The 22,553-nt window shown below is 60.2% G+C and carries 22 protein-coding genes and 1 tRNA gene; 11 read left to right on the top strand and 12 right to left on the bottom strand.

The features are described 5' to 3' along the window. Positions 1 to 205: 205 nt before the first annotated feature. The 7 genes from ACRY08_RS02305 to leuC all read right to left on the bottom strand — a co-directional run bounded on the left by ACRY08_RS02305 (position 206) and on the right by leuC (position 6,394). Positions 206 to 282: transfer RNA gene (locus tag ACRY08_RS02305), tRNA-Pro, on the bottom strand. A 58-nt stretch (positions 283 to 340) separates the two neighbouring features. After that, positions 341 to 925, bottom strand: coding sequence for a GNAT family N-acetyltransferase (locus tag ACRY08_RS02300; RefSeq protein WP_432448228.1), 585 nt, complete (start codon positions 923 to 925; stop codon positions 341 to 343). A gap of 81 nt (positions 926 to 1,006) precedes the next feature. Beyond that, the gene (leuB, locus tag ACRY08_RS02295; protein ID WP_432448227.1) at positions 1,007 to 2,110 is read right to left on the bottom strand and encodes a 3-isopropylmalate dehydrogenase; all 1,104 of its coding nucleotides are present in this window, start codon (positions 2,108 to 2,110) and stop codon (positions 1,007 to 1,009) included. Positions 2,111 to 2,185: 75 nt separating this feature from the next. Beyond that, positions 2,186 to 3,151, bottom strand: a complete 966-nt coding sequence (locus ACRY08_RS02290) for an endonuclease/exonuclease/phosphatase family protein (RefSeq protein ID WP_432448226.1) — start codon at positions 3,149 to 3,151, stop codon at positions 2,186 to 2,188. A 116-nt stretch (positions 3,152 to 3,267) separates the two neighbouring features. Continuing rightward, positions 3,268 to 4,107: a hypothetical protein gene (locus ACRY08_RS02285; protein ID WP_432448225.1), complete on the bottom strand. Its 840-nt coding sequence runs from the start codon at positions 4,105 to 4,107 to the stop codon at positions 3,268 to 3,270. Positions 4,108 to 4,366: 259 nt separating this feature from the next. After that, positions 4,367 to 4,972 (bottom strand): 3-isopropylmalate dehydratase small subunit, encoded by a 606-nt coding sequence (leuD, locus tag ACRY08_RS02280; protein WP_432448224.1) that lies wholly within the window; start codon positions 4,970 to 4,972, stop codon positions 4,367 to 4,369. Positions 4,973 to 4,984: 12 nt separating this feature from the next. Beyond that, positions 4,985 to 6,394: a 3-isopropylmalate dehydratase large subunit gene (gene leuC / locus ACRY08_RS02275; protein ID WP_432448223.1), complete on the bottom strand. Its 1,410-nt coding sequence runs from the start codon at positions 6,392 to 6,394 to the stop codon at positions 4,985 to 4,987. 261 nt (positions 6,395 to 6,655) lie between these two features. Here leuC and ACRY08_RS02270 point away from each other — a divergent pair, with 261 nt between their 5' ends. Further along, positions 6,656 to 8,059: a mechanosensitive ion channel family protein gene (locus ACRY08_RS02270; protein WP_432448222.1), complete on the top strand. Its 1,404-nt coding sequence runs from the start codon at positions 6,656 to 6,658 to the stop codon at positions 8,057 to 8,059. A gap of 44 nt (positions 8,060 to 8,103) precedes the next feature. On the opposite strand, the gene ACRY08_RS02265 is transcribed toward ACRY08_RS02270, so the two are convergent. Then, entirely contained in the window at positions 8,104 to 8,307 is a 204-nt protein-coding gene (locus tag ACRY08_RS02265) for a helix-turn-helix domain-containing protein (protein WP_432448221.1), read from the bottom strand. Continuing rightward, positions 8,307 to 8,852 (bottom strand): DUF2975 domain-containing protein, encoded by a 546-nt coding sequence (locus ACRY08_RS02260; protein ID WP_432448220.1) that lies wholly within the window; start codon positions 8,850 to 8,852, stop codon positions 8,307 to 8,309. The genes ACRY08_RS02265 and ACRY08_RS02260 overlap by 1 nt, the downstream gene beginning before the upstream one ends. On the opposite strand from ACRY08_RS02260, the gene ACRY08_RS02255 reads away from it, so the two are divergent. The 10 genes from ACRY08_RS02255 to ACRY08_RS02210 all read left to right on the top strand — a co-directional run bounded on the left by ACRY08_RS02255 (position 8,821) and on the right by ACRY08_RS02210 (position 17,693). Further along, positions 8,821 to 9,471 carry a hypothetical protein gene (locus ACRY08_RS02255; RefSeq protein ID WP_432448860.1) on the top strand — a complete coding sequence of 217 codons (651 nt, stop codon included), beginning with the start codon at positions 8,821 to 8,823 and terminating at the stop codon, positions 9,469 to 9,471. The two genes, ACRY08_RS02260 and ACRY08_RS02255, sit on opposite strands and share 32 nt — an antisense overlap. Positions 9,472 to 9,657: 186 nt before the next feature. Further along, complete coding sequence (rsfS, locus tag ACRY08_RS02250; protein WP_432448219.1) at positions 9,658 to 10,023, top strand: ribosome silencing factor; 366 nt, start codon at positions 9,658 to 9,660, stop codon at positions 10,021 to 10,023. A 15-nt stretch (positions 10,024 to 10,038) separates the two neighbouring features. After that, positions 10,039 to 10,509: a 23S rRNA (pseudouridine(1915)-N(3))-methyltransferase RlmH gene (rlmH, locus tag ACRY08_RS02245; protein WP_432448218.1), complete on the top strand. Its 471-nt coding sequence runs from the start codon at positions 10,039 to 10,041 to the stop codon at positions 10,507 to 10,509. An 84-nt stretch (positions 10,510 to 10,593) separates the two neighbouring features. Then, complete coding sequence (gene gpmI, locus ACRY08_RS02240; RefSeq protein ID WP_432448217.1) at positions 10,594 to 12,114, top strand: 2,3-bisphosphoglycerate-independent phosphoglycerate mutase; 1,521 nt, start codon at positions 10,594 to 10,596, stop codon at positions 12,112 to 12,114. A 26-nt stretch (positions 12,115 to 12,140) separates the two neighbouring features. Further along, positions 12,141 to 13,274, top strand: a complete 1,134-nt coding sequence (locus tag ACRY08_RS02235) for a murein hydrolase activator EnvC family protein (RefSeq protein WP_432448216.1) — start codon at positions 12,141 to 12,143, stop codon at positions 13,272 to 13,274. Positions 13,275 to 13,278: 4 nt separating this feature from the next. Continuing rightward, positions 13,279 to 14,616, top strand: a complete 1,338-nt coding sequence (locus ACRY08_RS02230) for a S41 family peptidase (protein ID WP_432448215.1) — start codon at positions 13,279 to 13,281, stop codon at positions 14,614 to 14,616. 241 nt (positions 14,617 to 14,857) lie between these two features. Then, complete coding sequence (locus ACRY08_RS02225; protein WP_432448214.1) at positions 14,858 to 15,352, top strand: RNA pyrophosphohydrolase; 495 nt, start codon at positions 14,858 to 14,860, stop codon at positions 15,350 to 15,352. Then, on the top strand, positions 15,352 to 15,843 hold the full coding sequence (locus tag ACRY08_RS02220; protein WP_432448213.1) for a hypothetical protein: 492 nt from the start codon (positions 15,352 to 15,354) through the stop codon (positions 15,841 to 15,843). The genes ACRY08_RS02225 and ACRY08_RS02220 overlap by 1 nt, the downstream gene beginning before the upstream one ends. Positions 15,844 to 15,924: 81 nt before the next feature. After that, positions 15,925 to 16,617 (top strand): ribulose-phosphate 3-epimerase, encoded by a 693-nt coding sequence (gene rpe / locus ACRY08_RS02215; protein ID WP_432448212.1) that lies wholly within the window; start codon positions 15,925 to 15,927, stop codon positions 16,615 to 16,617. Positions 16,618 to 16,745: 128 nt separating this feature from the next. Continuing rightward, positions 16,746 to 17,693, top strand: a complete 948-nt coding sequence (locus ACRY08_RS02210) for an MBL fold metallo-hydrolase (protein ID WP_432448211.1) — start codon at positions 16,746 to 16,748, stop codon at positions 17,691 to 17,693. Between the two features lie 3 nt (positions 17,694 to 17,696). On the opposite strand, the gene ACRY08_RS02205 is transcribed toward ACRY08_RS02210, so the two are convergent. Genes ACRY08_RS02205 through dapE form a run of 3 tightly spaced genes read right to left on the bottom strand, consistent with a single transcriptional unit; the run spans position 17,697 to position 22,289 of the window. Continuing rightward, the gene (locus ACRY08_RS02205) at positions 17,697 to 18,848 is read right to left on the bottom strand and encodes a lytic murein transglycosylase (protein WP_432448210.1); all 1,152 of its coding nucleotides are present in this window, start codon (positions 18,846 to 18,848) and stop codon (positions 17,697 to 17,699) included. Positions 18,849 to 18,876: 28 nt separating this feature from the next. Beyond that, positions 18,877 to 21,144, bottom strand: coding sequence for a ribonuclease R (rnr, locus tag ACRY08_RS02200; RefSeq protein WP_432448209.1), 2,268 nt, complete (start codon positions 21,142 to 21,144; stop codon positions 18,877 to 18,879). Beyond that, positions 21,141 to 22,289 (bottom strand): succinyl-diaminopimelate desuccinylase, encoded by a 1,149-nt coding sequence (gene dapE, locus ACRY08_RS02195; RefSeq protein WP_432448208.1) that lies wholly within the window; start codon positions 22,287 to 22,289, stop codon positions 21,141 to 21,143. Before dapE ends, rnr begins: the two co-directional genes overlap by 4 nt. Between the last annotated feature and the right edge of the window lie 264 nt (positions 22,290 to 22,553).

Raw genomic sequence — 22,553 nt, 5'->3', positions numbered from 1 at the left:
AACGGGTCGGGATCTTTCTGTCCCGATTGGTATGTAAATACCCTAATGGGGTGGGGCAAAACTTGCCAAGGGGAAAAGGGGGGGGCGTTTGAAATGCGGTGTCAGGGGTGGCGCGGGGGTGACGACGCGCCCCTGTCGTCATCCTATCAGTGCAGCCATAGAACCCGCAGCTTTCGCCGGGACGTAAAAGCAATGACGTGGAAACTGGTCGGGCTGAGAGGATTCGAACCTCCGACCCCCTGCTCCCGAAGCAGGTGCGCTACCAGGCTGCGCTACAGCCCGACCGTGCCGCGTGGGATAGTGCCATGACGGGCGGGTGGCAAGCCCCAAAATGCTGCGATCACAGGGTCAGGACCATTTTCGTGGCGCTGTCAAAGCCAAGTAGCGGTTTCAGCGGGCCGGTGGTTTCGGTTCCGGTCGCCTGAAAACCCAAACGGTCATAAAGCGCACGGGCGCGTGGGTTGGTGTTGATCACATCCAGCGTCACGCGGGCGAACCCCCTGTCGCGCGCCATGTCGAAAAGCCGGTTGAACAGCGCTTGCCCCACACCCTGTCCGCGCGCCTGAGCTGACACGCAGATGCCATCCATCTGCAGAGTGCCCTTCGGCGCAGCGCGTTCCAGCATCGCCAGCGGGATCAACCGCCACAATGCGCCCAGCCCATAGTGTCGAAACAGCGTCACGGTGGTGGCGTTGGAAAAACCGGTGCCGCTGGCCTGATGGGCCACAATCCCCAAAAGGCGACCGTTTGCATCCGTGGCGGCGATCACGGCCGCATGGTTCACGCTGCGCTCGAAAAAAGCGCGACCGCGGTTGTCGGGGCCAAGAAGCTTGCCCAACTTGCCGCCGAAGGCCTCCCAATAGAGCGCTGCGGCCTCTGCCTCCATCCCGGATGGCAGCTCATCATGTAAAATCACTTGTGTCATGCGTTGGATATGGGGGCGATTGCGCAAAAGAAAAGCGGCCCAGACATCTGTCGGGCCGCTTTGAAAGACAAGGTGGAAAGATTACAGGCTGGCGTCCAGCGCCGCGATCACCGCATCCCCCATTTGCGAGGTCGACACCGGGGTCTTCCCTGCTTCGTTCAACAGGTCGCCGGTGCGCACGCCATCGGCCAGCACTTTCTCGACAGCGGCTTCCAGACGGTCGGCTTCTTCGCCCATGTCGAAGGAATAGCGCAGCGCCATGGCGAAGCTGAGGATACAGGCGCAGGGGTTGGCTTTGCCTTCGCCCGCGATGTCCGGTGCCGAGCCGTGTACGGGTTCGTAAAGCGCCTTGGGGCGGCCATTTTCCATGGGCGCACCAAGCGAGGCCGAGGGCAGCATGCCCAGCGATCCGGTCAGCATGGCGGCGCAATCCGACAGGATGTCACCAAAGAGGTTGTCAGTGTAGATCACGTCAAACTGCTTGGGGGCACGCACCAGCTGCATGGCGCCGTTGTCGGCATACATGTGCGAAAGCTCGACCTCGGGGTAGTCCTTGGCCACGCGGGTCACGACCTCGCGCCACAGGATGCCCGATTCCATCACATTGGCTTTTTCCATCGAACACAGGCGCTTGTCGCGTTTCATCGCCAGTTCAAAAGCGGAACGCGCGCCGCGTTCGATTTCGGCTTCGGTGTAGCGCTGGGTGTTGATGCCGACACGCTCGCCGTTTTCTTCAAAGATGCCACGCGGCTCGCCGAAATAAACGCCCGAGGTCAGCTCACGCACGATCATGATGTCCAGACCAGACACGATGTCTTTTTTCAGCGACGAGAAATCCGCCAGCGCGTCAAAGCACTGGGCCGGGCGCAGGTTGGAATAAAGGTCCATTTCCTTGCGCAGGCGCAGAAGGCCGCGTTCGGGTTTGACGGAGAAATCAAGGTCATCGTATTTCGGGCCGCCCACGGCGCCCAACAGCACGGCGTCAACCTCTTGCGCTTTGGCCATGGTCTCGTCGGCCAGTGGTGATCCGTATTTGTCGTAAGCCGCGCCGCCCACAAGGTCCTCGCTCACGTCGAAGGTCACGCCGCGTTTCGCGCCGATCCAATCGATGACCTTGCGCACTTCGGTCATCACTTCCTGGCCGATACCGTCACCGGGCAGGATGAGCAGAGAGGGGTTCGTCATGGGGGCATTCCTTGCACTGAATTCGTCGCAGATGGGCGTAGCCTGCCGGGCGCTTCGGGTCAAGAAAACAAAGGCTTAAAACTTGATATCGACCCAAACAAGCCGGTGACGTGATGCGGTTTCAACCGTTTGCGCAAACGGATCATCCGGCGCGGGCCAGACCACGCCGCTGTCAGTCACGTTAAGGGATGCATCGGGCAACACATAGCTGACACGCAGATTGCCGGGTTTGCCATCGGGCCAGTCGGCGGTGTCATACGCCGGGTCCCCCCGGTGCTCTGGGTCTGCCGCCGCGGCACCCCCGGCGCTTTGCGGGCGTGGGTCCTGCAAATCGGGCCGGGCCAGCAGCGCACGGATGGCCTGTTTTCGACCATCCCCGTCCTCGGGATCAAGATTGGCATTTCCGGCGATCACCACGGGTGTGGAAGGGGCCGGGTGCCCCGCCAGTTCACCATCAAGATAACGTGCCCAGAAGGTGATTTCATCATGGTTGCGACGGCCGTTTCGATCCTCGGGCCCGTCGAAAACGGGGGTGTTGGCGTGGAAGGTCAGCAGATGAAATGCGGGCGCGCCGGGGGGCGTCAGCTCGATATCCCAATGAGCGACCGAGGACAGACGCAGCATCGTCGCGGCGTCGGGGGCTGGCAATGGCAGGTCATCCGGACCGGGCAAGCTGTTGCCGGGCAGGTCCTTCCATAGCATCTGTGAAAAATCGCGGATCTGGCCCATTGGGATGGTCGAGAGCACCGCCATACCCCCCTGACCCGTGTAGCGCCCATAACCATGCGCGTCCTGAGCTTCGCCAAACCGGCCGTTTCCGTTCAGGTCCAGCCCTGTCTCTACCCCCGTATTCGGAGGGCCAGAGAAGCTGTGTTGCATTGCGTGGCCCGCCGCGGCCAGCGCGTTCTGAAAGGCATGCAGCGCGTGATTTTCCAGATCATGGTCAAAACCCTGCAGGGCCAGAACATCAGGTTTTGCGGTGACGATCACGCGCACCAGCGCCTCGATCTGCGTGTCGCCCTTCAGGATATCTCGCAACAAAAGGCCCGGCCCTTTCTTGCGGATATCGGCGTGATAGCTGGCGACACGCAGGGTCTCGGCACTGGCCGTTTGTAGGGGGAAAGCTGCAAGGGTAAGCGCTGCGACGAGCGCTGCGCTTACACGGTTACGAAGCCATTTTCCTCGGCGCGGCGCGTGTTGCGTTTGCGTTCGGAGCTGATCATCAGCGCCACCCGCTGCATGGCGATGCCACGCATGAAAAGGCTCGCAGGAAGGAAGGCCCATGCTGTCACCGTCCAGATCAGGGTTTGCGTATTGACCACCGAGATGGTGCCGAAGACAGAAGCTGCGGCAGAGACGATGATAGGCGTGATGAAGGGCAACAGGAAGCCCAGAAGAATATTGAACCGCGCGTCCCGGATCAGACGGCGCACGACGTCTCCGCCCGTGGTCGGGTCGAATGTCGGCAGGTTGATCCAGACGTTGAAAGCGGTTGTGGCCTGCATCGGCCAATTGGTGAACCTGAGCGAGATCAGGAAGGTCGCCATGGACAGCAAGGAAATCAGGTAGGCCATGCCCGCTGCGGCGCGCAACAGAACCATATCCGTGAACGAGGCCGTATCGGGCAGCATCGACACCACCAGCCGCACGGGGCTGAAGGGAAAGTCGATGGCCTGTCCAACAAGCACTCCAATGGATGTCAGGAATTGCGTGGCTGTGGTTGTGTCGGTCTGACCGCGTGCGATCACCGACAGGCAAAACACCATGGCAAACAGGCTGATGTAACGCAGCCGGTTAAAGGGTGGGGCATCCCGAAACTCGACCATGCCGGGGTAAGTGGAGCCATATTCGAAAATCGTGAAGGCGGCGGCAAAGAAGGCCACGATGGCGACGATCTGGCCGCTCTCGCCAGAGACACCCGGCACCAATAGCGACGGGGTGGCGACAAGCATCACCATCAATACTGCGCGGAAACACGCACCAATCATGCGGTTCATCACTGCCTCTTCCTTCCACCTGGCCGGATGCGATTGCGTGCCGCATCCTGTTTCCCGGTTGGAGCTGCGCCTTTTGGGGCGTCATCTTTTGCCTCAGGCGACATACTGCGCACGCTCACAACTCCAGTTCAACTACCGGACCATCTGGCAGGGCAAATGTGGTGGAATTAAGAGAAAACTGGTGCGACTTTGCACCAAATTCGAGACAAAAAAGGCCGCAACATGGCGGCCTTTTCTTTTTCGTTATTTTTTCAGGCGTTTACACCCAGGGGCGCGCCGCGGATGCCTGGGTTTCATAGGCCTCGATTGAAGCCTTCTTCGCCATCGTCAGGCCGATGTCGTCCAGACCTTCCAACAGGCAGTGCTTCTTGAAGGCGTCGACCTCGAAGCTGATCGTGGTGCCTTCCGAAGTGGTGATTTCCTGGGCTTCCAGGTCCACGGTCATACGGGCGTTTTCGCCACGTTCCGCGTCTTCCATCAGCACATCGACCTCAGCCTGCGGCAAGACAATCGGCAGGATGCCGTTCTTGAAGCAGTTGTTGAAGAAGATGTCGGCAAAGCTGGTCGAGACCACGCATTTGATGCCGAAATCTGCAATTGCCCAAGGCGCGTGTTCGCGCGACGAGCCGCAGCCGAAGTTGTCACCGGCGATCAGGATCTCGGCGTTGCGGTATTGCGGCTTGTTCAGCACGAAATCCTCGATTTCCGAGCCGTCGCGGTTATAGCGCATCTCGTCAAACAGGTTCTTGCCAAAGCCCGTGCGGGCAATCGACTTCAGGAACACTTTCGGAATGATCATGTCTGTGTCGATGTTCACCAGCGGCATTGGGGCCGCGATGCCGTGCAGTTTTTCAAACTTTTCCATCTTGCGGTCTCCTTAGATCAAGTCACGAACGTCGGTCAGGCGACCGGTCAGCGCGGCGGCAGCGGCCATGGCGGGCGATACCAAGTGGGTGCGGCCCTTGTAGCCCTGACGACCCTCGAAGTTGCGGTTCGAGGTCGAGGCGCAGCGCTCGTTTTCAGCCAGCTGGTCGGGGTTCATGGCAAGGCACATGGAGCACCCGGCCAGTCGCCATTCGAAACCGGCCTCTTCAAAGATCTCGGCCAGACCTTCTTCTTCGGCCTGAGCGCGCACCAGTCCCGAACCGGGCACGATCATCGCGCGCATGCCGTCTTTGATCTTCTTGCCTTTGACCACGTCTGCCACGGCGCGCAGGTCTTCGATGCGACCATTGGTGCAGGAGCCGATAAAGACGGTGTCAATCTCGATGTCGGTCAGTTTCTGACCGGGGGTCAGGCCCATATAGTCGATCGAACGCGCAGCTGCGTCGACCTTGCCGCCTTCGAAATCCGACGGGCTGGGAACCACGGCCGAGATCGGCAGAACGTCCTCGGGCGAGGTGCCCCAGGTCACGACCGGCTCGATCTCTTCACCTTTCAGCGTCACAACCTTGTCGAAATGCGCGCCTTCGTCGGTGAAGAGCGTTTTCCAGTATTCGACAGCCTGTTCCCACTGGCCTGCTTTCGGGGCGTGGGGGCGGCCTTTGCAATACTCAAACGTGGTTTCGTCTGGCGCGATCAGGCCCGCGCGCGCGCCGCCTTCGATGGCCATGTTACAGACGGTCATGCGGCCTTCCATCGACAGATCGCGGATCGCTTCGCCGCAATATTCGATGACATAGCCCGTGCCGCCGCCGGTGCCGGTCTCGCCGATCACGGCCAGGGTGATGTCTTTGGCGGTCACGCCCGGCTTCAACTTGCCGGTGATTTCCACCTTCATGTTCTTGGATTTCTTCTGGATCAGCGTTTGCGTCGCCAGAACATGTTCCACTTCCGAGGTGCCGATGCCGTGGGCCAGCGCACCAAAGGCGCCGTGGGTGGCGGTGTGGCTGTCACCGCAGACCACGGTCATGCCGGGCAGGGTCCAGCCCTGCTCGGGGCCCACGATGTGCACGATGCCTTGGCGCACGTCGTTCATCGGGTAATAGTTGATGCCGAACTCTTTGGCGTTCGTGTCCAATGCAGCCACCTGAATGCGGCTTTCTTCGGTCATCTGCGCCGGGTCCTCGCGGCCTGCAGTGGTCGGCACGTTGTGGTCCGGCACGGCAATGGTCTTGTCCGGCGCGTGCACCTTGCGGCCCGCCATGCGCAGGCCTTCGAAGGCTTGCGGGCTGGTCACTTCGTGCACCAGATGGCGGTCGATATACAAAAGGCAGGTGCCATCGTCAGCTTCATGGGCTACGTGGGCATCCCAGATTTTATCATAGAGTGTCTTCGGGGCGGTCATATCGCTCTCCGTGGATATCATTGTGAATTTGGGTAGGGTGACAGGGATTGCTCGCCCGCGTGAACGGGCGTCAAAGGCTTATAGGCAGGCAAGCACCGCGTTCTGGGCGCCGAAGAAGCGCCACGGCAGAAACGCGTGGTCATCCATGTCAAAAATCCGAGTCATGGCGCGGGGATACATGGTTCCGAAGCGTGGGGCAAGGGCGCAGGCTCTGGACCTCGTACTTCAACCCGTGTCATGCTGGGCAAAACAGGAGGCCAAATGGAGCAGGAAACGGTTGATACTTCGGCCGCCACAACCGCCGAACAGCTTTCAGAACCCACCGCGGGGGCAACCGAAGGCGGGGCAGGCGCGTCGAGTAGCACGCTGACCGAACAGGTGCTGGACCTTGTTGAGGATGGCGGTGATTTCCTGTTGAGCCTGACCCAGACCTGGCGGCTTTACCAAGTGGTGATCATGCTGTGCCTCGTGGCGATCTCGCTTGTGATCGGGCGGGTTGCCCGTCCACGGGTCGAGGCCTGGCTGCGCGCACAAGAGGGTTGGTCCAAACGCAAGCTGCGTTTCGCCATTCACCTGCGCAACCGCATTTCGATGATGGTCTATCTGGTGCTGTCATGGGGCACAGTGTCAGTGATGCGCGAGGTGACATGGCCGTCGCGCAGCTATCTGATTGCCCTTGTCGCGACCATTGTCAGTGCGTGGCTTTTTGTTGGGATTGCAGCGTTCCTGATTTCGAACCGACCTGTTCGGCGCATCGTCATGTGGGCGATGTGGATCTATGTGACGCTCTATTTCCTTGGGGTGACCGCCGAGGCCGCCAATGTGTTGGATAACCTTGCGCTGGAGATGGGGGATTTCCGCATCTCTCTTTGGACCATTCTGCGCGTGGTAGTGGTGCTGGCAGTGCTGTTTGCGCTGGCGCGGCTTCTGGCCACGGGATCGGCTGCACGCATCCAACAAAACGAGGACATTTCGCCCTCGATGCGGGTGTTGGCGGTCAAGTTCATCCAAATGGCGCTTTATGGCGCGGCGTTTTTCATCGCATTGAAGGCCGTGGGGGTGGACCTGACCGGGCTGGCGGTTCTGTCCGGTGCCATCGGTGTGGGCCTTGGTTTTGGCCTGCAAAAGGTGGTGTCGAACCTTGTGTCCGGCGTGATCATCCTGCTGGATAAGTCGATCAAGCCCGGTGACGTCATCAGCCTTGGCGATACCTTCGGTTGGATCGAACAGCTGGGTGCGCGATATGTCTCGGTCGTGACGCGCGACGGGCGCGAATATCTGATCCCGAACGAGGACCTGATCACCGGGCAAGTGGTGAACTGGTCACATACGAACTCTTTCGTGCGGCTCGATATCTTCTTTGGCACGGCCTATGGCGATGACCCCCATAAGGTGCGCAAAATTGCGATCGAGGCCGCGAGTGGCGTTGACCGTGTGCTCTCGTTCCGTCCGCCGGTCTGCCATATCGTCGGATTTGGCGACAGCTCGGTGGACTATATTCTGAGGTTCTGGATTGACGATCCCTCGGGCGGGCTGACCAATATTCGCGGCAATGTCTATCTGTCGCTCTGGGATGCGTTCCAAGAAAACGGGATCTCGATCCCCTTCCCGCAGCGCGAGGTGCGGATGCTGGAAGAAGAGCCCGCTCATCACATTTCGGATTGATCTGGGGGCTCGCCAGGGTTGGTCGCCAAATTGTCGGGCGGCCCCTATTCCTGCGCCTCAAGTATATCGCCGGGCTGACAATCAAGCACATCACAGATTTTGGCCAGAGTTTCAAAGCGAACGCCCTTCACCTTGCCGCTTTTCAGCAGGCTTAGGTTCTGTTCGCTGATCCCGATTCTGTCGGCCAGTTCACGCCCTTTGATTTTGCGACGCGCCATCATGACGTCCAAAGTTACTGTAATCTGCATTACACGAAACCCCGGTTCTCTTGGTCGATCTCAACCGCTTGCGAAAAAGCCGCCCCAATCACGATCAGCAACACGCCGCTTACAACCAACCATAGCTCATTTGATCCGACCCCTACCGCGACCTGTCGATGCCCTTCAGGGTTGTGCAAAGTCATAAGCATTGTGATTGGCGGCACCGTTAGCAAGGCTGCCACAGCCTGCAAGAGCAGTGCCTGCCCAATGCGCCTGACATGGCGCGTCGCGACAATTGTAAGAATGTGCCCCGAGCGGAAGCAGGCAAAAAGGCACGAGATATGCCACAAAGCCCAAAGGCTAGCCGCTATTGGAAGCGCGCCCAGACCAATTGCCGCGAAAAGCGCAGATCGGGGCGGGCCCGGGGGGTATGCTGCCTCTGCGCCCGGTATGAATTCCAGATAGGTTTCAGGGCCTTGAACAACCAGTTGCCCAAGCAGGAACAGCGGAATCCCGGCGAGCAGAAGCAGGCTTAATCCCTGCCCCAAGGTTGCAAGGCGTGTGTATTTTCTTGGGATCCTGTGTTCGGCCATAACTTTATCCTTTACATTTAAAATTTATCGTAAAACATTAAAGAAAACTTTCAAGCGAAAATTGGAGCCTGTTATGTTGAAAGCCCTATTTGCAGCCTTTCTGGTGCTGTCTCTGTCTGCTTGCGGCCAAATGAACCCGCTTACCTTAGCGCGTTTGGCGACCATGGACCCCTTTGCAAATGATCCCGCAGATATTGCCGTTGAGCTTCAGCTGCCAAGTGGCGTCAGGGTGCCTGAAGGCGGTGCGTCGCTTGGTCTGTCGGCCCGGTTTGCGACCACGGGGGAAAGCTTTGAGCACAGCTATGTTCTTGCGCGTGCAGGCAACATCTATCGTGTCGCGGAAAATGATCTTCCCCGCCTGCGCGCAGATATCGCTCGTGCGCGTGCTTGGGAAACTGAGGATGCGGATGCGTCGACCGGTTCGTTATCCGTAGGTGTGGCTGCCTGTGCTGAATGGAATGGCCCTACGCCTGATGCTGTGTTTTCAATCCGGCTTAGTACGGATGGCGGAAAAACGATGATGCCGCTGATGACAAATGTCCCGATCGACCGCGCCCTGGAGGCAGTTGGCGATATCGATGCCGCCTCTGCGGCGACAGGGCTTGACCTCTGCAAGTAACGGGATTGTTGCATAGCTGCACAAAAACGCGCCTGTATCAGGTGGTAGCAATTGAGCTTGCCTGAAACAGGTGTTACGATTCTTCCATGCCCAGCACCGGGGCGGAACGGTGTGCAGCGTTAGGAGGACAATGTCCTGTCTTTGCCAACAGAGGTCGCATCAGGCGCGACCGCAGGGGAAACCGCAATGACGGCTAACCCCGGAAAAACAGCCAGCGAGCAGATGCTGGCGCTTGTCCTGAAGTCCCTTGAAGATGACAAAGCCGAAGACGTTGTGGTGATCAGCCTTAACGGCAAGTCGCAGATGGCTGACAATATGGTGGTCTGTTCGGGCCGCTCGACGCGTCAGGTCGCAGCGATTTCGGAAAAGCTCACCGACAAGCTGAAGCAAGAAATGGGCGTCTTTTCAAAGCTCGAAGGCAAAAGCCAGGGCGATTGGGTGCTGATCGATGCGGGCGATGTGATCGTGCATGTGTTCCGCCCGGAAGTGCGCGAGTTCTATCAGCTTGAGAAGATGTGGATGGAACCGGGCGCGGCTGACGCCGCGACCTGATCAGGGGGCGATGAAATGCGCGTGCATGTCTGCGCGGTCGGACGGCTGCGTAAATCGCCCGAACTTGAACTGATCAATGACTATTCCACCCGGTTCGACCGGACCGGGCGGGCGCTGGGCCTCGGGCCACTTTCACTCCATGAAGTCGAAGACAAAAAGGGGGGCGGCATGTCTGCCGAGGCACCCCTGTTGGAGCGTGCCATTCCCAAGGGCGCGCTGATCTGCACGATGGACGAACGCGGCAAGGTCATGTCCTCGCCGGATTTCGCCAACCTGCTGGGCCGCTGGCGCGACGACGGGCGCGGGGATGTTGCCTTTGTTATCGGAGGTGCCGACGGGATCGACCCATCCCTGCGCGCCAAGGCCGACGCCAGCCTGTCCTTTGGCAAGATGGTCTGGCCACATATGATGGTGCGCGTGATGCTGTCTGAACAGCTTTATCGTGCGGCCAGTATTCTGGCCGGAAGCCCCTATCACCGCGTCTGAAACATCCAGCCTGATCGGCGCGCGCCCGTTGCCATATGCGCCCCCGCGCCATAGATAGAGGGCGAGCAGCAAAAGGACCCCGCGATGACCACCCCGAAACCCGTTGTATTGTGTATTCTCGATGGCTGGGGTCTGCGCGATGGCGTGGAGCATAACGCGCCTGCTTTGGCGAAAACGCCCAATTTTGATCGCCTGATGGCCAGCTGCCCGTCAAACACCCTGATCACACACGGGCCAGATGTGGGGCTGCCAACCGGTCAGATGGGCAATTCCGAGGTCGGCCACACCAATATCGGTGCAGGCCGCGTGGTGGCGATGGATCTGGGGCAGATTGATCTGGCGATCGAGGATGGCAGCTTTTTCCAGAACGCAGCCCTTCAGGAATTTGCCGCCAATGTCAAAGCCGCCGGTGGGACCGCCCATATTGCGGGGTTGGTCAGCCCGGGCGGTGTGCACAGCCATCAGGATCACCTTGTGGCCGCTGCGAAGGCATTGACCGATGCAGGGCTGTCCGTTGCCATTCACGCGATCACCGACGGGCGCGATGTAGCCCCGCAATCTGCCCGCGAACAGCTGGCGGCCTTTCAGGCTGACCTGCCTGAAGACGCGCGCATCGTCACCTTGTCAGGGCGCTATTTTGCGATGGATCGTGATAACCGGTGGGAGCGGGTGTCGCTGGCCTATAACGCGATCATGCATGGCACCGGAAACATCTTCAGCTCGGTCGATGCGGCAATTTCCTCGGCCTACAACAACGAGACCACTGACGAGTTCATCCGTCCGGTGATCATCGACGACCACACGGGCCTTCAGGACGGCGACGGCCTGTTCTTCATCAACTTCCGCGCCGACCGTGCCCGTGAGGTTCTGCGCGCCATTGGCGAGCCGGGCTTTGACGAATTTGACGTGGGCAAGCGCGCCCGGCTTTCGGCTCTTTTGGGCATGGTTGAATATTCCGACGCCCATAACGCCTATATGACCACCTGCTTTCCCAAGCGGGATATCGTGAACACGCTGGCCGAATGGGTCGCGAAACACGGCAAAACCCAGTTTCATACCGCCGAGACCGAGAAATACCCCCATGTCACCTTCTTCCTGAACGGTGGCAAAGAGGATCCGGTCGAGGGCGAGACCCGCTATATGGCCGCCTCGCCCAAAGTCGCTACCTATGACCTGCAACCCGAGATGTCCGCCCCCGATGTGACTGAACATTTCGTCGAGGCCATTCGCGAGGGCTATGACCTGATCGTCACCAACTTTGCCAATCCCGATATGGTTGGGCACACGGGTGATCTGAACGCAGCCATTGCGGCCTGCGAGGCCGTGGATGACGGGCTGGGCCGGGTTCTGGAGGTTCTGGAAGAGGTCGGCGGCGCGATGATCGTCACGGCTGATCACGGCAATTGCGAAACCATGTGGGACCAGGCGACCAACGGGCCGCACACCGCGCATACGACAAATCCGGTGCCGGTGGTGCTGTTTGGCGGGCCTGACGGCATTACGTTGAACCACGGACGTTTGGCGGATCTGGCCCCCACGGTGCTAGAGCTGATGGGGCTGTCGCAGCCGCCTGAAATGACCGGCGAAAGCCTGATCTGCCGGTGATCCGGACGCGCGCTCTCTGGTCTGCTGTGGCAGGCATCGGATTGGCGGTGGTGGCCTCGACCACGCCGCTGAGCGCACAGAACTCGAACCCGACCGAAGCTGCCCGCGCCGCCATGCAGGCGTTGGATCAGGCGACGGATGCTTTGGCCAATGCACAGAAATCCCGTGATCGCGTGGCGGCGCTGACCCAGACGGTAAAAGCCTATGAAGATGGGCTGGCCGCGTTGCGCGACGGGTTGCGTCGGGCCAGCCTGCGCGAGGCCACAATCGAAGGCGCGCTGGAGGCTGAAAGCGATCGCTTGGCGCAGCTTCTGGGCGTGTTGCAAACGATCCAGAAAGCGCCCGAGCCTGCGCTTTTGATCCACCCGGATGGCCCGATTGGCACCGCGCGTGCGGGGATGATTCTCTCCGAGGTGACCCCGGCCCTACAGGCGCAGGCAGAAACCTTGCGCGCCGGGCTTGAAGAGCTGACAACCCTGCGCAAATTGCAAGAAAGCGCGGTGACCACCTTGCAGGCCGGGCTGGAGGGCGCGCAAGAGGCCCGGTTCGAACTGAGCCTCGCCATCGCGCGGCGCATCGAATTACCGCGCCGGTTCACCGCTGACGAAGCGCGCATGAAGGCTTTGCTGGACAGTGCCGACACTCTGGCCAGTTTTGCCGACGGGTTGATGTCGGAACCGGAAAGCGGGGGCGGGTTTGGAACCTTGCCCGATTTCCGCGGCGCAGCCGGGCGACTGGACATGCCGGTTCTGGGGCAGGTGATCCGCCGCTTTAACGAGGTTGACGCCGCCGGTGTGCGCCGCCCTGGTTTTGTGCTGGCAACCCGCCCCCTGGCCATCGTCACAACGCCGTGGCCAGCCACGATCCGCTATCTTGGCCCGCTTCTTGACTATGGCAACGTGGCCATTATCGAGCCGGGTGAAGGCTATCTGATGGTGCTTGCAGGGCTCGGCCAGCTTTACGGCGATGTGGGCGAAGTGCTGGCCAAAGGCGCCCCAATTGGCCTTATGGGCGGGGCGGCCCCCGGCGATGATCAAGCGTTTTTGATCAATCCGGAGGAAGGAACTGGCGCAGAGCGGTCGGAAACGCTTTATATAGAGTTGAGAAAAGATGGAACGCCCGTGAATCCAGCTGACTGGTTCGCGGCAGGCAAGGAATAATGTGATGAAGAAGTTCGTGATGGCCGCGCTGGGCGGTACGCTCGCAGGGGTGGTGTTGACCACACAAGTGGCAGGCCCGCTTCTGGCGCAGGAAGCCGATCAGAACGCAAGTGTCTACGAACAGCTCGATCTGTTTGGCGATATCTTCGAGCGTATCCGCGCGCAATATGTTGAAGAGGTCGAAGCCGGAGAGCTGATCGAGGCCGCCATTGATGGGATGCTGACCTCGCTTGATCCGCATTCCAGCTATCTGTCGCCGAAAGATGCGGCTGATATGCGTGTGCAAACCCGCGGGTCTTTTGGCGGTCTGGGGATTGAGGTGACGCAGGAAGAGGGCTTCGTGCGCGTGGTCTCGCCGATGGATGGCACGCCGGCGGATGATGCGGGCATGCAGTCGGGCGACTATATCACCCATGTGGATGGCGACAGCCTTTTGGGGCTGACACTGGATGATGCGGTTAACCTGCTGCGTGGTCCTGTCGGGTCCGAGATCATTGTCACCGTGGTGCGCGAAGGCGTGGACGAACCCTTTGACGTTTCGATCATTCGCGACACGATCAAGCTGACCGCTGCCACGGCGCGCACCGTGGGCAACACGGTTGTCCTGCGTGTGACCACGTTTAACGATCAAACCTACCCCAACATGGCCGATGGCCTTGCGCGCGAGGTTGAAGCGCTGGGCGGCATGGACAAGGTTGAAGGCTTCGTTCTGGATCTGCGCAACAACCCCGGCGGGCTGTTGACACAAGCGATTGCCGTATCCGACGCGTTCCTTGAAAGCGGAGAGATCGTGTCGACCCGTGGTCGCAATCCGGGCGAAAGCTCGCGCGAGAACGCCGAACCGGGTGATCTTGCCGAAGGCAAGCCGATTGTTGTGCTGATCAATGGCGGCTCGGCCTCGGCCTCTGAAATTGTTGCGGGCGCGCTTCAGGACCATCGCCGCGCGATTGTTGTCGGCACCAAGAGCTTCGGCAAAGGGTCGGTTCAGACGGTGATGCCGCTTGCGTCAAACGGGGCCATGCGCCTGACAACTGCCCGGTACTATACGCCGTCGGGGCGCTCTATTCAGGCGCTGGGCGTGTCGCCGGATATCGTGGTTGAGCAGCCTCCGCGTCAACCCGACAGTGAAACCTCCGAGGATGAAAACGCCGCCCGTCAGCGGTCCGAGGCCGATCTGCGTGGCAGTCTGAATAATGACAGCTTGTCCGAAGACGAGCAGCGCCAGATTGAAGAAGAACGCGAAGCTGCCGAAGAGGCTGCCAAGCTGCGCGATGACGATTTCCAGCTGTCCTATGCTGTGGATCTGATCAAAGGTCTGTCGACGATCTCGGCCGCAAAGTAACCGGCTGGGAAATGGTAACTTTTGGTAAAAGCGTTTCGGTTTCAACCTGAGACAGGGGAAAGCCGAAACGCGGCAAGAGATATCAATGTTGTGGGCGTTTCGGAATAAACATGAGCCTCAAGTTTGTCCCGAAACGCTTTAAGGGCTGCCGTCAGGCAGCCCTTTGTCGTTCCGCTCTGGCCATTCCTGACATGATGCTTAGGATCATCCCAAAGTGACATGGACCCCACGGAAGGCCCCTATGACCCCAGAAGAAATCGCCAAGCTGCCCTATCGTCCCTGTGTGGGCATCATGATTGTCAACGCCCAAGGCAAAGCCCTTGTCGGCCAACGACTTGACGCTCCCAAACTGGGCACAGCCGCCGCGTGGCAAATGCCGCAAGGTGGCGTCGATGATGGCGAAGACCCGCGCGATGCCGCCCTGCGTGAGTTGTGGGAAGAAACCGGTATCACCCATGACCTTGTCACCATCGAAGCCGAACTGCCCGATTGGTTGCCCTATGATTTGCCCCACGACCTTGTCCCGAAAATCTGGAAGGGGCGCTATCGCGGTCAAAAGCAACGCTGGTTCCTGTTACGCTTTCATGGCGATGACAGTCAGGTGAATATTGAAACAGACCACCCGGAATTCAGTGCCTGGCAGTGGATGGGGGCAGATCAGGTGGTCGAAAACATCGTGCCGTTCAAGCGGGATATCTATGCAAAAGTGGTAAAAGGGTTTCAGGAGTATTTGTGATGCGTGTTGTGCTTGCCCTATTGTTTTTCGTCCTTCCAACGGCTGTGTCTGCCCTGTCCTGCATGCCGTATAACGCGGTCGCCGGTTTCAAAGATGCAGCCAAGTCACCGGACGATTATGTCGCCGTTCTGGGCAAGCTCACATTCGACGAACGCAAACTGCCCAAGGTGGATTGGGAGCGGCAGCAGGATGTGAAGCCCGACAACCATCTGACAGGCCGGATCGAAGGCAAAAGCCTGACCCGCTCCGGGTTTGATGCGGACTTCGCGCGAGACATCGACATCAACGTGCAGTGTTTTGGCCCGTGGTGCGGCGGTCTGGCCCATGGCGTTGAACACCTCGTTTTTCTGAAACGCGAAGATGGTCGCTATCTTCTGGAAACCAATCCCTGCGGCGGGTTTGCTTTTGGGGAACCGGATCGGGCAACGCTTCAAAAGGTAAAGGGGTGCATGCAAGGCAAGCGTTGTGATCCTGATTTGCCGCAGCGCTAGCACCGGGCGGCGCTTTCGCTCTTCGCAAATGCGCGAAACTCTCTATAAGAACGGCAAATCCCTGCTGCCGGAGACCTGCCCATGTCCTTTGATCGTTCCATCAAGATCGCGCCCTCGATCCTTTCTGCCGATTTCGCCAATTTCGGGCAGGAAATTCAGGCCATCGAAGCGCAGGGTGCGGATTGGGTGCATGTGGATGTGATGGACGGGCATTTCGTGCCGAACCTGACCTTCGGCCCGCCCGCCGTGAAAGCCTTCCGCCCGCATGTGAAGACCTTCATGGATGTGCATCTGATGATCGCGCCCGTTGATCCGTATATCGAAGCCTATGCCGATGCCGGGGCCGACATGATCGTCGCCCACTACGAGGCAGGCCCGCACCCCCACCGCACGCTTCAGGCCATCAAGGCCACCGGCACCAAGGCAGGCATCAGCCTGAACCCCGGCACGCCTGCGTCGGTGATCGAACACCTGCTGCCGCTTTGTGATATGGTGCTGGTGATGAGTGTGAACCCCGGCTTTGGTGGGCAGAAGTTCATCCCCTCCTCGGTCGAAAAGGTGCGTCAGGTGCGCGAGATGATCGGGGACCGTGACATCCACATCCAGGTTGATGGCGGCGTTGATCCCACCACAATCGGGCCGCTGGTCGAAGCGGGCGCCGACTGCTTTGTTGCAGGATCGGCCGTGTTCAAAGGTGGATCGGTCGACACGCCCGAGGTCTATGGCGACAACATCCGCGCGCTGCGCGCCGCTGCCAAAGCCGCGCAGGGCTGACCTCTTCTTCTTGTCGAAAACATCCCCGCCGGAGGCCTAACATCCCCCGGCGGGACGCGTTCTCTTTTTGCTAGAACAACACATGCGAATGTGACAATCTATCCGAAGCTTATTTCCGGAGGACCCCCATGTTTCGCATCACCACCGCCATCCTGACCTGTCTCGCCCTGCCCGCGTTGGCAGATGAAGACATCGCAGACCAGTACCCGGCGTCGGTGCTCTACGAAAAACCGGTCGAGGTGATCCCGAATGTCTGGTCCGCCATCGGCGCCACCGCCCCTCCGACCTATGAAAATGCAGGCCATAACAACAACCTCAGCTTTATCGTGACGGGCGACGGTGTGGTGGTTGTGAATGCGGGCGCCAACTACAAGCTGGCCGAAGCGCTGCACGCCGAGATCAAGGCGATCACCGACCAGCCGGTGAAGCTGGTGATCAACGAAAACGGCCAGGGCCATGCGATGCTGGGCAACAACTACTGGATTTCGCAGGGGGTCGAGGTGTTGGCCCATGTGGATGCGGCCCATGAGTTTGAAGAATATGCAGGCCAGCTTTTCGAAGGCATGAAGCGCTATGCGCAGGAAAACTGGGAAGGCACCGAACCGATGGGCCCGACCCGTACCTTTGAGGAAAAAGAGGTCATTACGATGGGCGGAAAAACCATCGAGGTGCTCTATTCCGGTCCTGCCCACAGCCCGGGTGACATTCAGGTTTGGCTGCCAGAAGACAGCCTGATGATTGCAGGTGATATGGCCTTCCACAATCGCATCCCGCCGATCTTCGAAGACACGTGCACAAGCTGCTGGATTGACACCTGGGAAACCGTCTTTGCACCGATCAATGCCACCTATGTGATCCCCGGCCACGGCTACCCCACCAACATGGCGCAGGTCGAGGCACATACAATCGGCTATCTTAAGCATCTGCGCGGCGAGATTGGCAGCTTGCTGGAAAACGGCGGCACGCTTGACGAGGCCTATTACGTCGACCAGACACCGTTTGCCCATCACGACACATTTGAAGAACTGGCCACCAAGAATGCAGGTCAGGTCTATGCCGAGATGGAATTCGAGTAAGTCTCAGGTCGCGGCGCGGATCGCTTGCAGCACCGCGCCGGTGCCGACCCCGTCTGGCACCATCCCGCGCGCCGCCTGATAGGCACGCAGCGCGGCTTGCGTGTTTGGTCCGGTGAACCCGTCCGCGCCCTGCGTGTCGAACCCAAGTCCGGTTAGGCGTTCCTGCAATTCGCGCATTTCGGCGCGGGTCAGCATTGTCAGACCCTCGGGGCAGCGTGTCAGAAATTTGCGTCCCCCGGACAGCCGATCCGCCAGATGACCAACGGCAATGCCATAGCTTTCCGCCCGGTTATAGGTCAGCAACACATCGAAATTGTGATAGGTCAGAAACGCGGGGCCCTCTGCGCCAGACGGCAAAAGAACGCTGCCCCGCCCGTAGTCGCCCAGCGCGCCGCCATCGGCAGCCGTGACCCCAAGGGCCGTCCACTCGGCTGTGGTCTTGCGGGTGGTGCGCCCGGTCAGGCTATAGTCGAACCCCGCGGGCAGCCCCAGTTCAACACCCCAGGGCGCGCCCAACCGCCAACCGTGTTCCCAAAGATAATTGGCAATCGACGCCAAACCATCGGTCGGGTCTTCCTGCCAGATATCGCGCCGTCCATCCCTGTCAAAATCCACCGCCCAGCGATGATAGCTTGAGGGCATAAACTGCCCATGCCCCATCGCGCCGGCCCAACTGCCCACCATGGCCGCTGGCGTTATGTCGCCTGCATCCAAAATGGACAAAGCTGCCAGAAGCTCACTTTCGAAAAAATCGGCGCGATGACCGGAATGTGCCAGACTGGTCAAGGCGCCAAGCGTTGACCAATCCCCGCGGGTGCGGCCGTAATTCGTCTCGACCCCCCAAATGGCCATGATGGCTGCCGCATCGACCCGATATCGGTCTGCGATCCGCACCAAAAGGGAACGATGAGCCCGAAAGCTTGCCCGACCATCCTTGACCCGTTTCGCACTGACCACCCGATCCAGATAGGCGCAGATGGTCAGGGTAAATTCAGCCTGATGGGATTGTTTTTCCAAGATGCGCGGGTCTGGCAAAAGCCTTGGCCAGCACAGGTCAAGCGTCCGTTCCGAGACCCCTGTCGCCAGCGCCCGATCTCGAAAGCCGACAACCCAGCTTTCAAAGCCTTCGAATTGGGACGTACTCTGTCCGGACACTCAGACACCTCATACACATTTGCGGGCGCTACTTGCGCGATCGCTTTACCTTTCGCTTGATTTTGGCGGATTTGCGTTTGGATGTCATGGCTTTTCGCCCGCCAGTTTTCCCCCCGGATTTCCCCCGGCTGCGCCCGCGTGCAGTTGGCAGCTTGCGCCCTTCCAGCTCCAGCAGTTCCAGTGCCAGCCCCCCGGTGGTCGGAATAGCCTCGGTCAGCTTTACCAAGGCCCGCTGGCCTAAGCCTATGACAAGGTTCGACCTTTCGCCGGTCAATGTTTGGGTGTCCGCATCAAAACGGAAATAGTCATTTCCGATGGTGCTGATCGGGACCAGCCCGTCCGCGCCGCTATCATCCAGTTTCACAAACAGGCCAAAGCGCGCGATGCCGGCCACCCGCCCGGTGAATTCGGCCCCCACGCGTTCGGCCAGATAGGCTGCCAAATAGCGATCCGTAGTGTCACGTTCGGCCATCATGGACCGGCGCTCGGTCTCGGAAATATGCTGCGCGGTGCTTTCCAGCCCGTCGATATCCCCCCGCGACAACCCGTCATCCCCCCAGCCATGCCCAGTCACAAGCGCGCGGTGCACGATCAGGTCAGAGTAGCGCCGGATCGGCGACGTGAAATGCGCGTAGCTTTTCAGCGACAGGCCGAAATGCCCGAAGTTTTGCGGGTGGTAATAAGCCTGTGTCATCGACCGGAGCGTCGAGATATTTACTAGCTCGTCAAATTCCGTACCCTCGGCCTGTGCCAACAGGTGATTAAGGTGGCGCGTTTGCAGAACCTGCCCCTTGGCCAGCGTAAAGCCCGAGGCCTGTGCGACCTCGCGCAGCGCCTCCAGTTTTTCCGGGCTGGGCTCTTCATGCACCCGGAACAGAAGCGGGCGACGCAGGCGGGTCAGCTCTTCGGCGGTGGCCACATTGGCGAGGATCATGAACTCTTCAATCAGCCGGTGGGCGTCGAACCGTTCGGCAAAATTGACCGAGGCGACCTTGCCGTCCTCTCCCAGTATGATCTTGCGTTCGGGCAGGTCCAGATCCAGCGGTTGGCGAGCCTCGCGCGCCAGTCGGGCGGCCTTGTAGGCGGCGTAGAGCGGCGCGATCACCTCGTCCATCAGGGGTGCGCATTTATCGTTGGGTTGGCCGTCCTGTGCGGCCTGCACCTCGGCATAATTCAGAGAGGCATGGGACTGCATCAGCCCGCGAATGAAGCTGTGGCTTTTCTTTTCACCCTGCGCGTCCAGCACCATGCGCACGGCCAGACAGGCGCGCGGCACACCTTCGTGCAGGCTGCACAGATCACCCGACAGGCGGTCGGGCAGCATCGGCACCACGCGGTCGGGGAAGTAGCTGGAGTTGCCCCGGCGGCGCGCTTCGTGATCCAGCGCCGAGCCGGGGGTCACGTAATGCGCCACATCAGCAATCGCGACCCAAACCACGTGCCCGCCGGGGTTCTTGGGGTTGTCGTCTGCATGAGCGTAGACCGCGTCGTCATGGTCGCGCGCATCCGCCGGGTCGATGGTGATCAGGGGCAGGTGGCGCAGGTCCTCGCGGCCCGAAAGCCCCGCGGGTTTTTGTGCGTCGGCTTCTTCGATCACCTTGTCGGGGAAGGCGTCGGGGATGCCGTGCTGGTGGATGGCGATCAGGCTGACGGCCTTGGGCGCCGTCGGGTCGCCCAACCGTGCCACGATGCGCGCGCGGGGCAGGCCCATGCGGGACTTCGGCCCGGATTGCTGCGCCTCGACCAGCTCGCCATCTTTTGCGCCTTCGTCCGCGCCGGGGTCGACGCGCCATTCCTTGTCCGCACCCTTGTCGATGGGCACGATGCGCCCGCCTTCCGATCCTTTGCGGAAGATGCCCAGAATGCGGATCGGGTTGGTGCCGATGCGGCGGATCAGACGCGCCTCATAGGCGTAGGGTTCGTCTTTCACCTCGGTCATGCGGGCCAGGATGCGTTCGCCCTGTGCCAGCGCCGGATCGCCTTCCTTGGCGATGATCAGCGCACGCGGCGCGGCCCCTTCGCCTGCCCATTCCATCGGGCTTGCGAACAGGTCGCCATCGGCGTCGGGGGCCTCGACACGCAGCACGGATACCGGGGGCAGCTTGTCGGGGTCGCGATAGGTCTTGCCGCGTTTGGCCAGATGACCGTCCGCTTCAAGCTCTTTCAAGAGCCGTTTCAGGTCAATGCGCGCGGCCCCCTTGATGCCGAAGGCCCGTGCGATATCGCGTTTGCCGGTCTGGGTTGGGTTCTCGCTGATCCAGTCCAGAACCTCTTGTTTCGTCGGAATGCGGCTCATGCGAAATAATCCCTGATGATGCGGGTATAGATGGATTTAAGCTGGGTGATCTGTGCCACCTCGACCCGTTCATCCACGGCGTGCATGGTTTTGCCCACAAGGCCAAATTCGACCACAGGGCAGTGGTTTTTCACGAACCGCGCATCTGACGTTCCGCCCGAGGTTGAGGCCTCGGGCCGGCGCCCTGTTTCGGCTTCGACCGAGGTGGCGATCAGCTCGGACAAGGCACCGGGCGGGGTCACGAAGCTTTCGCCCGAGACCTTCACCGTCATCTCGATGTCCACGCCTGTGTCCTTGCCCACGCGGGCGCACTCGCCCTTGAGCCACTTGATCACGCTGTCTGACGAATGCGCGTCGTTGAAGCGGATATTGACCGTGGCGCGGCAGTCGGCCGGGATCACATTGGTCGCCGGGTTGCCGGTGTCAAAGGTGGTCACGGCAAGTGTCGAGGCGTCGAAATGATCGGTGCCCTGATCCAGCTCATGCGCGTCCAGATCAGCGATCAGCCGGGCCAAAGCGGGCACGGGGTTCAGCGCACGATGCGGATAGGCGGCATGGCCCTGCACGCCCCGCGCGGTGAAGAAGGCGGTCAGCGACCCGCGCCGTCCGATCTTCATCATCTCGCCCATCTCATTGGGGCAGGTGGGTTCGCCGACGACGCAATCATCCATGCTTTCGCCCGCATCCTTCATCCAGTCGAGGATAGCCGTGGTGCCGTCAATGGCATCGGCTTCTTCGTCGCCGGTGATGGTGATCACCAGCGAGGCATCTTCAGGGGCGTCGCGGGTGAAATCAATCGCCGCCGCAACCCAGGCGGCAACGCCGGATTTCATATCGGTGGACCCACGCCCATAAAGAAACCCGTCATCGCGGATCTCGCCGCCGAACGGGTCCACGGTCCAGGCAGCTCGGTCGCCCAGCGGCACCACATCCGTATGGCCGTTGAAGCCCAGCGTGCGGGCGTTTTTCGACCCCCATCGGGCAAAGAGGTTCGAGATTCCACCCCGGTCGATCCGTGTGCAGGCAAAGCCCGCCTGCGTCAGCAGCCCCTCCAGCAAGACCAGCGCCCCACCTTCGTCAGGCGTGACCGAGGGGCATTGCACCAGTTTCTGTGTCAGGGCAACGGGATCGATGGGCTGTGACATTCGCGGGTCTCCTTTCTTCCTCTCTACCTGCATGGCAAGGGGGCTGCAAACGGCGCGTTGTCATAAGCGGCTGTGGCGCGGGGGAGACAGCCCTGCGTTTCGCCCGTGAATTGTGAACAATGTGTTAACAGAACGGAAAAATTCAGGCATAGTTGTGAAAACAATGACCTGAGGCAGGGTCAGTGCGCCGTATGCACGTGGAAAACCACGGCCGGTTCACGACAGAGCAGCATCCAATATCCGGCGCCTTTGCGCCCGGTTTGT

The sequence above is a fragment of the Aliiroseovarius marinus genome (assembly GCF_050881025.1).
Lineage (GTDB): Bacteria > Pseudomonadota > Alphaproteobacteria > Rhodobacterales > Rhodobacteraceae > Aliiroseovarius > Aliiroseovarius marinus_A.
Note: the sequence above shows the minus strand (reverse complement) of the source record. Positions and strands in the feature narration are given on the sequence as shown.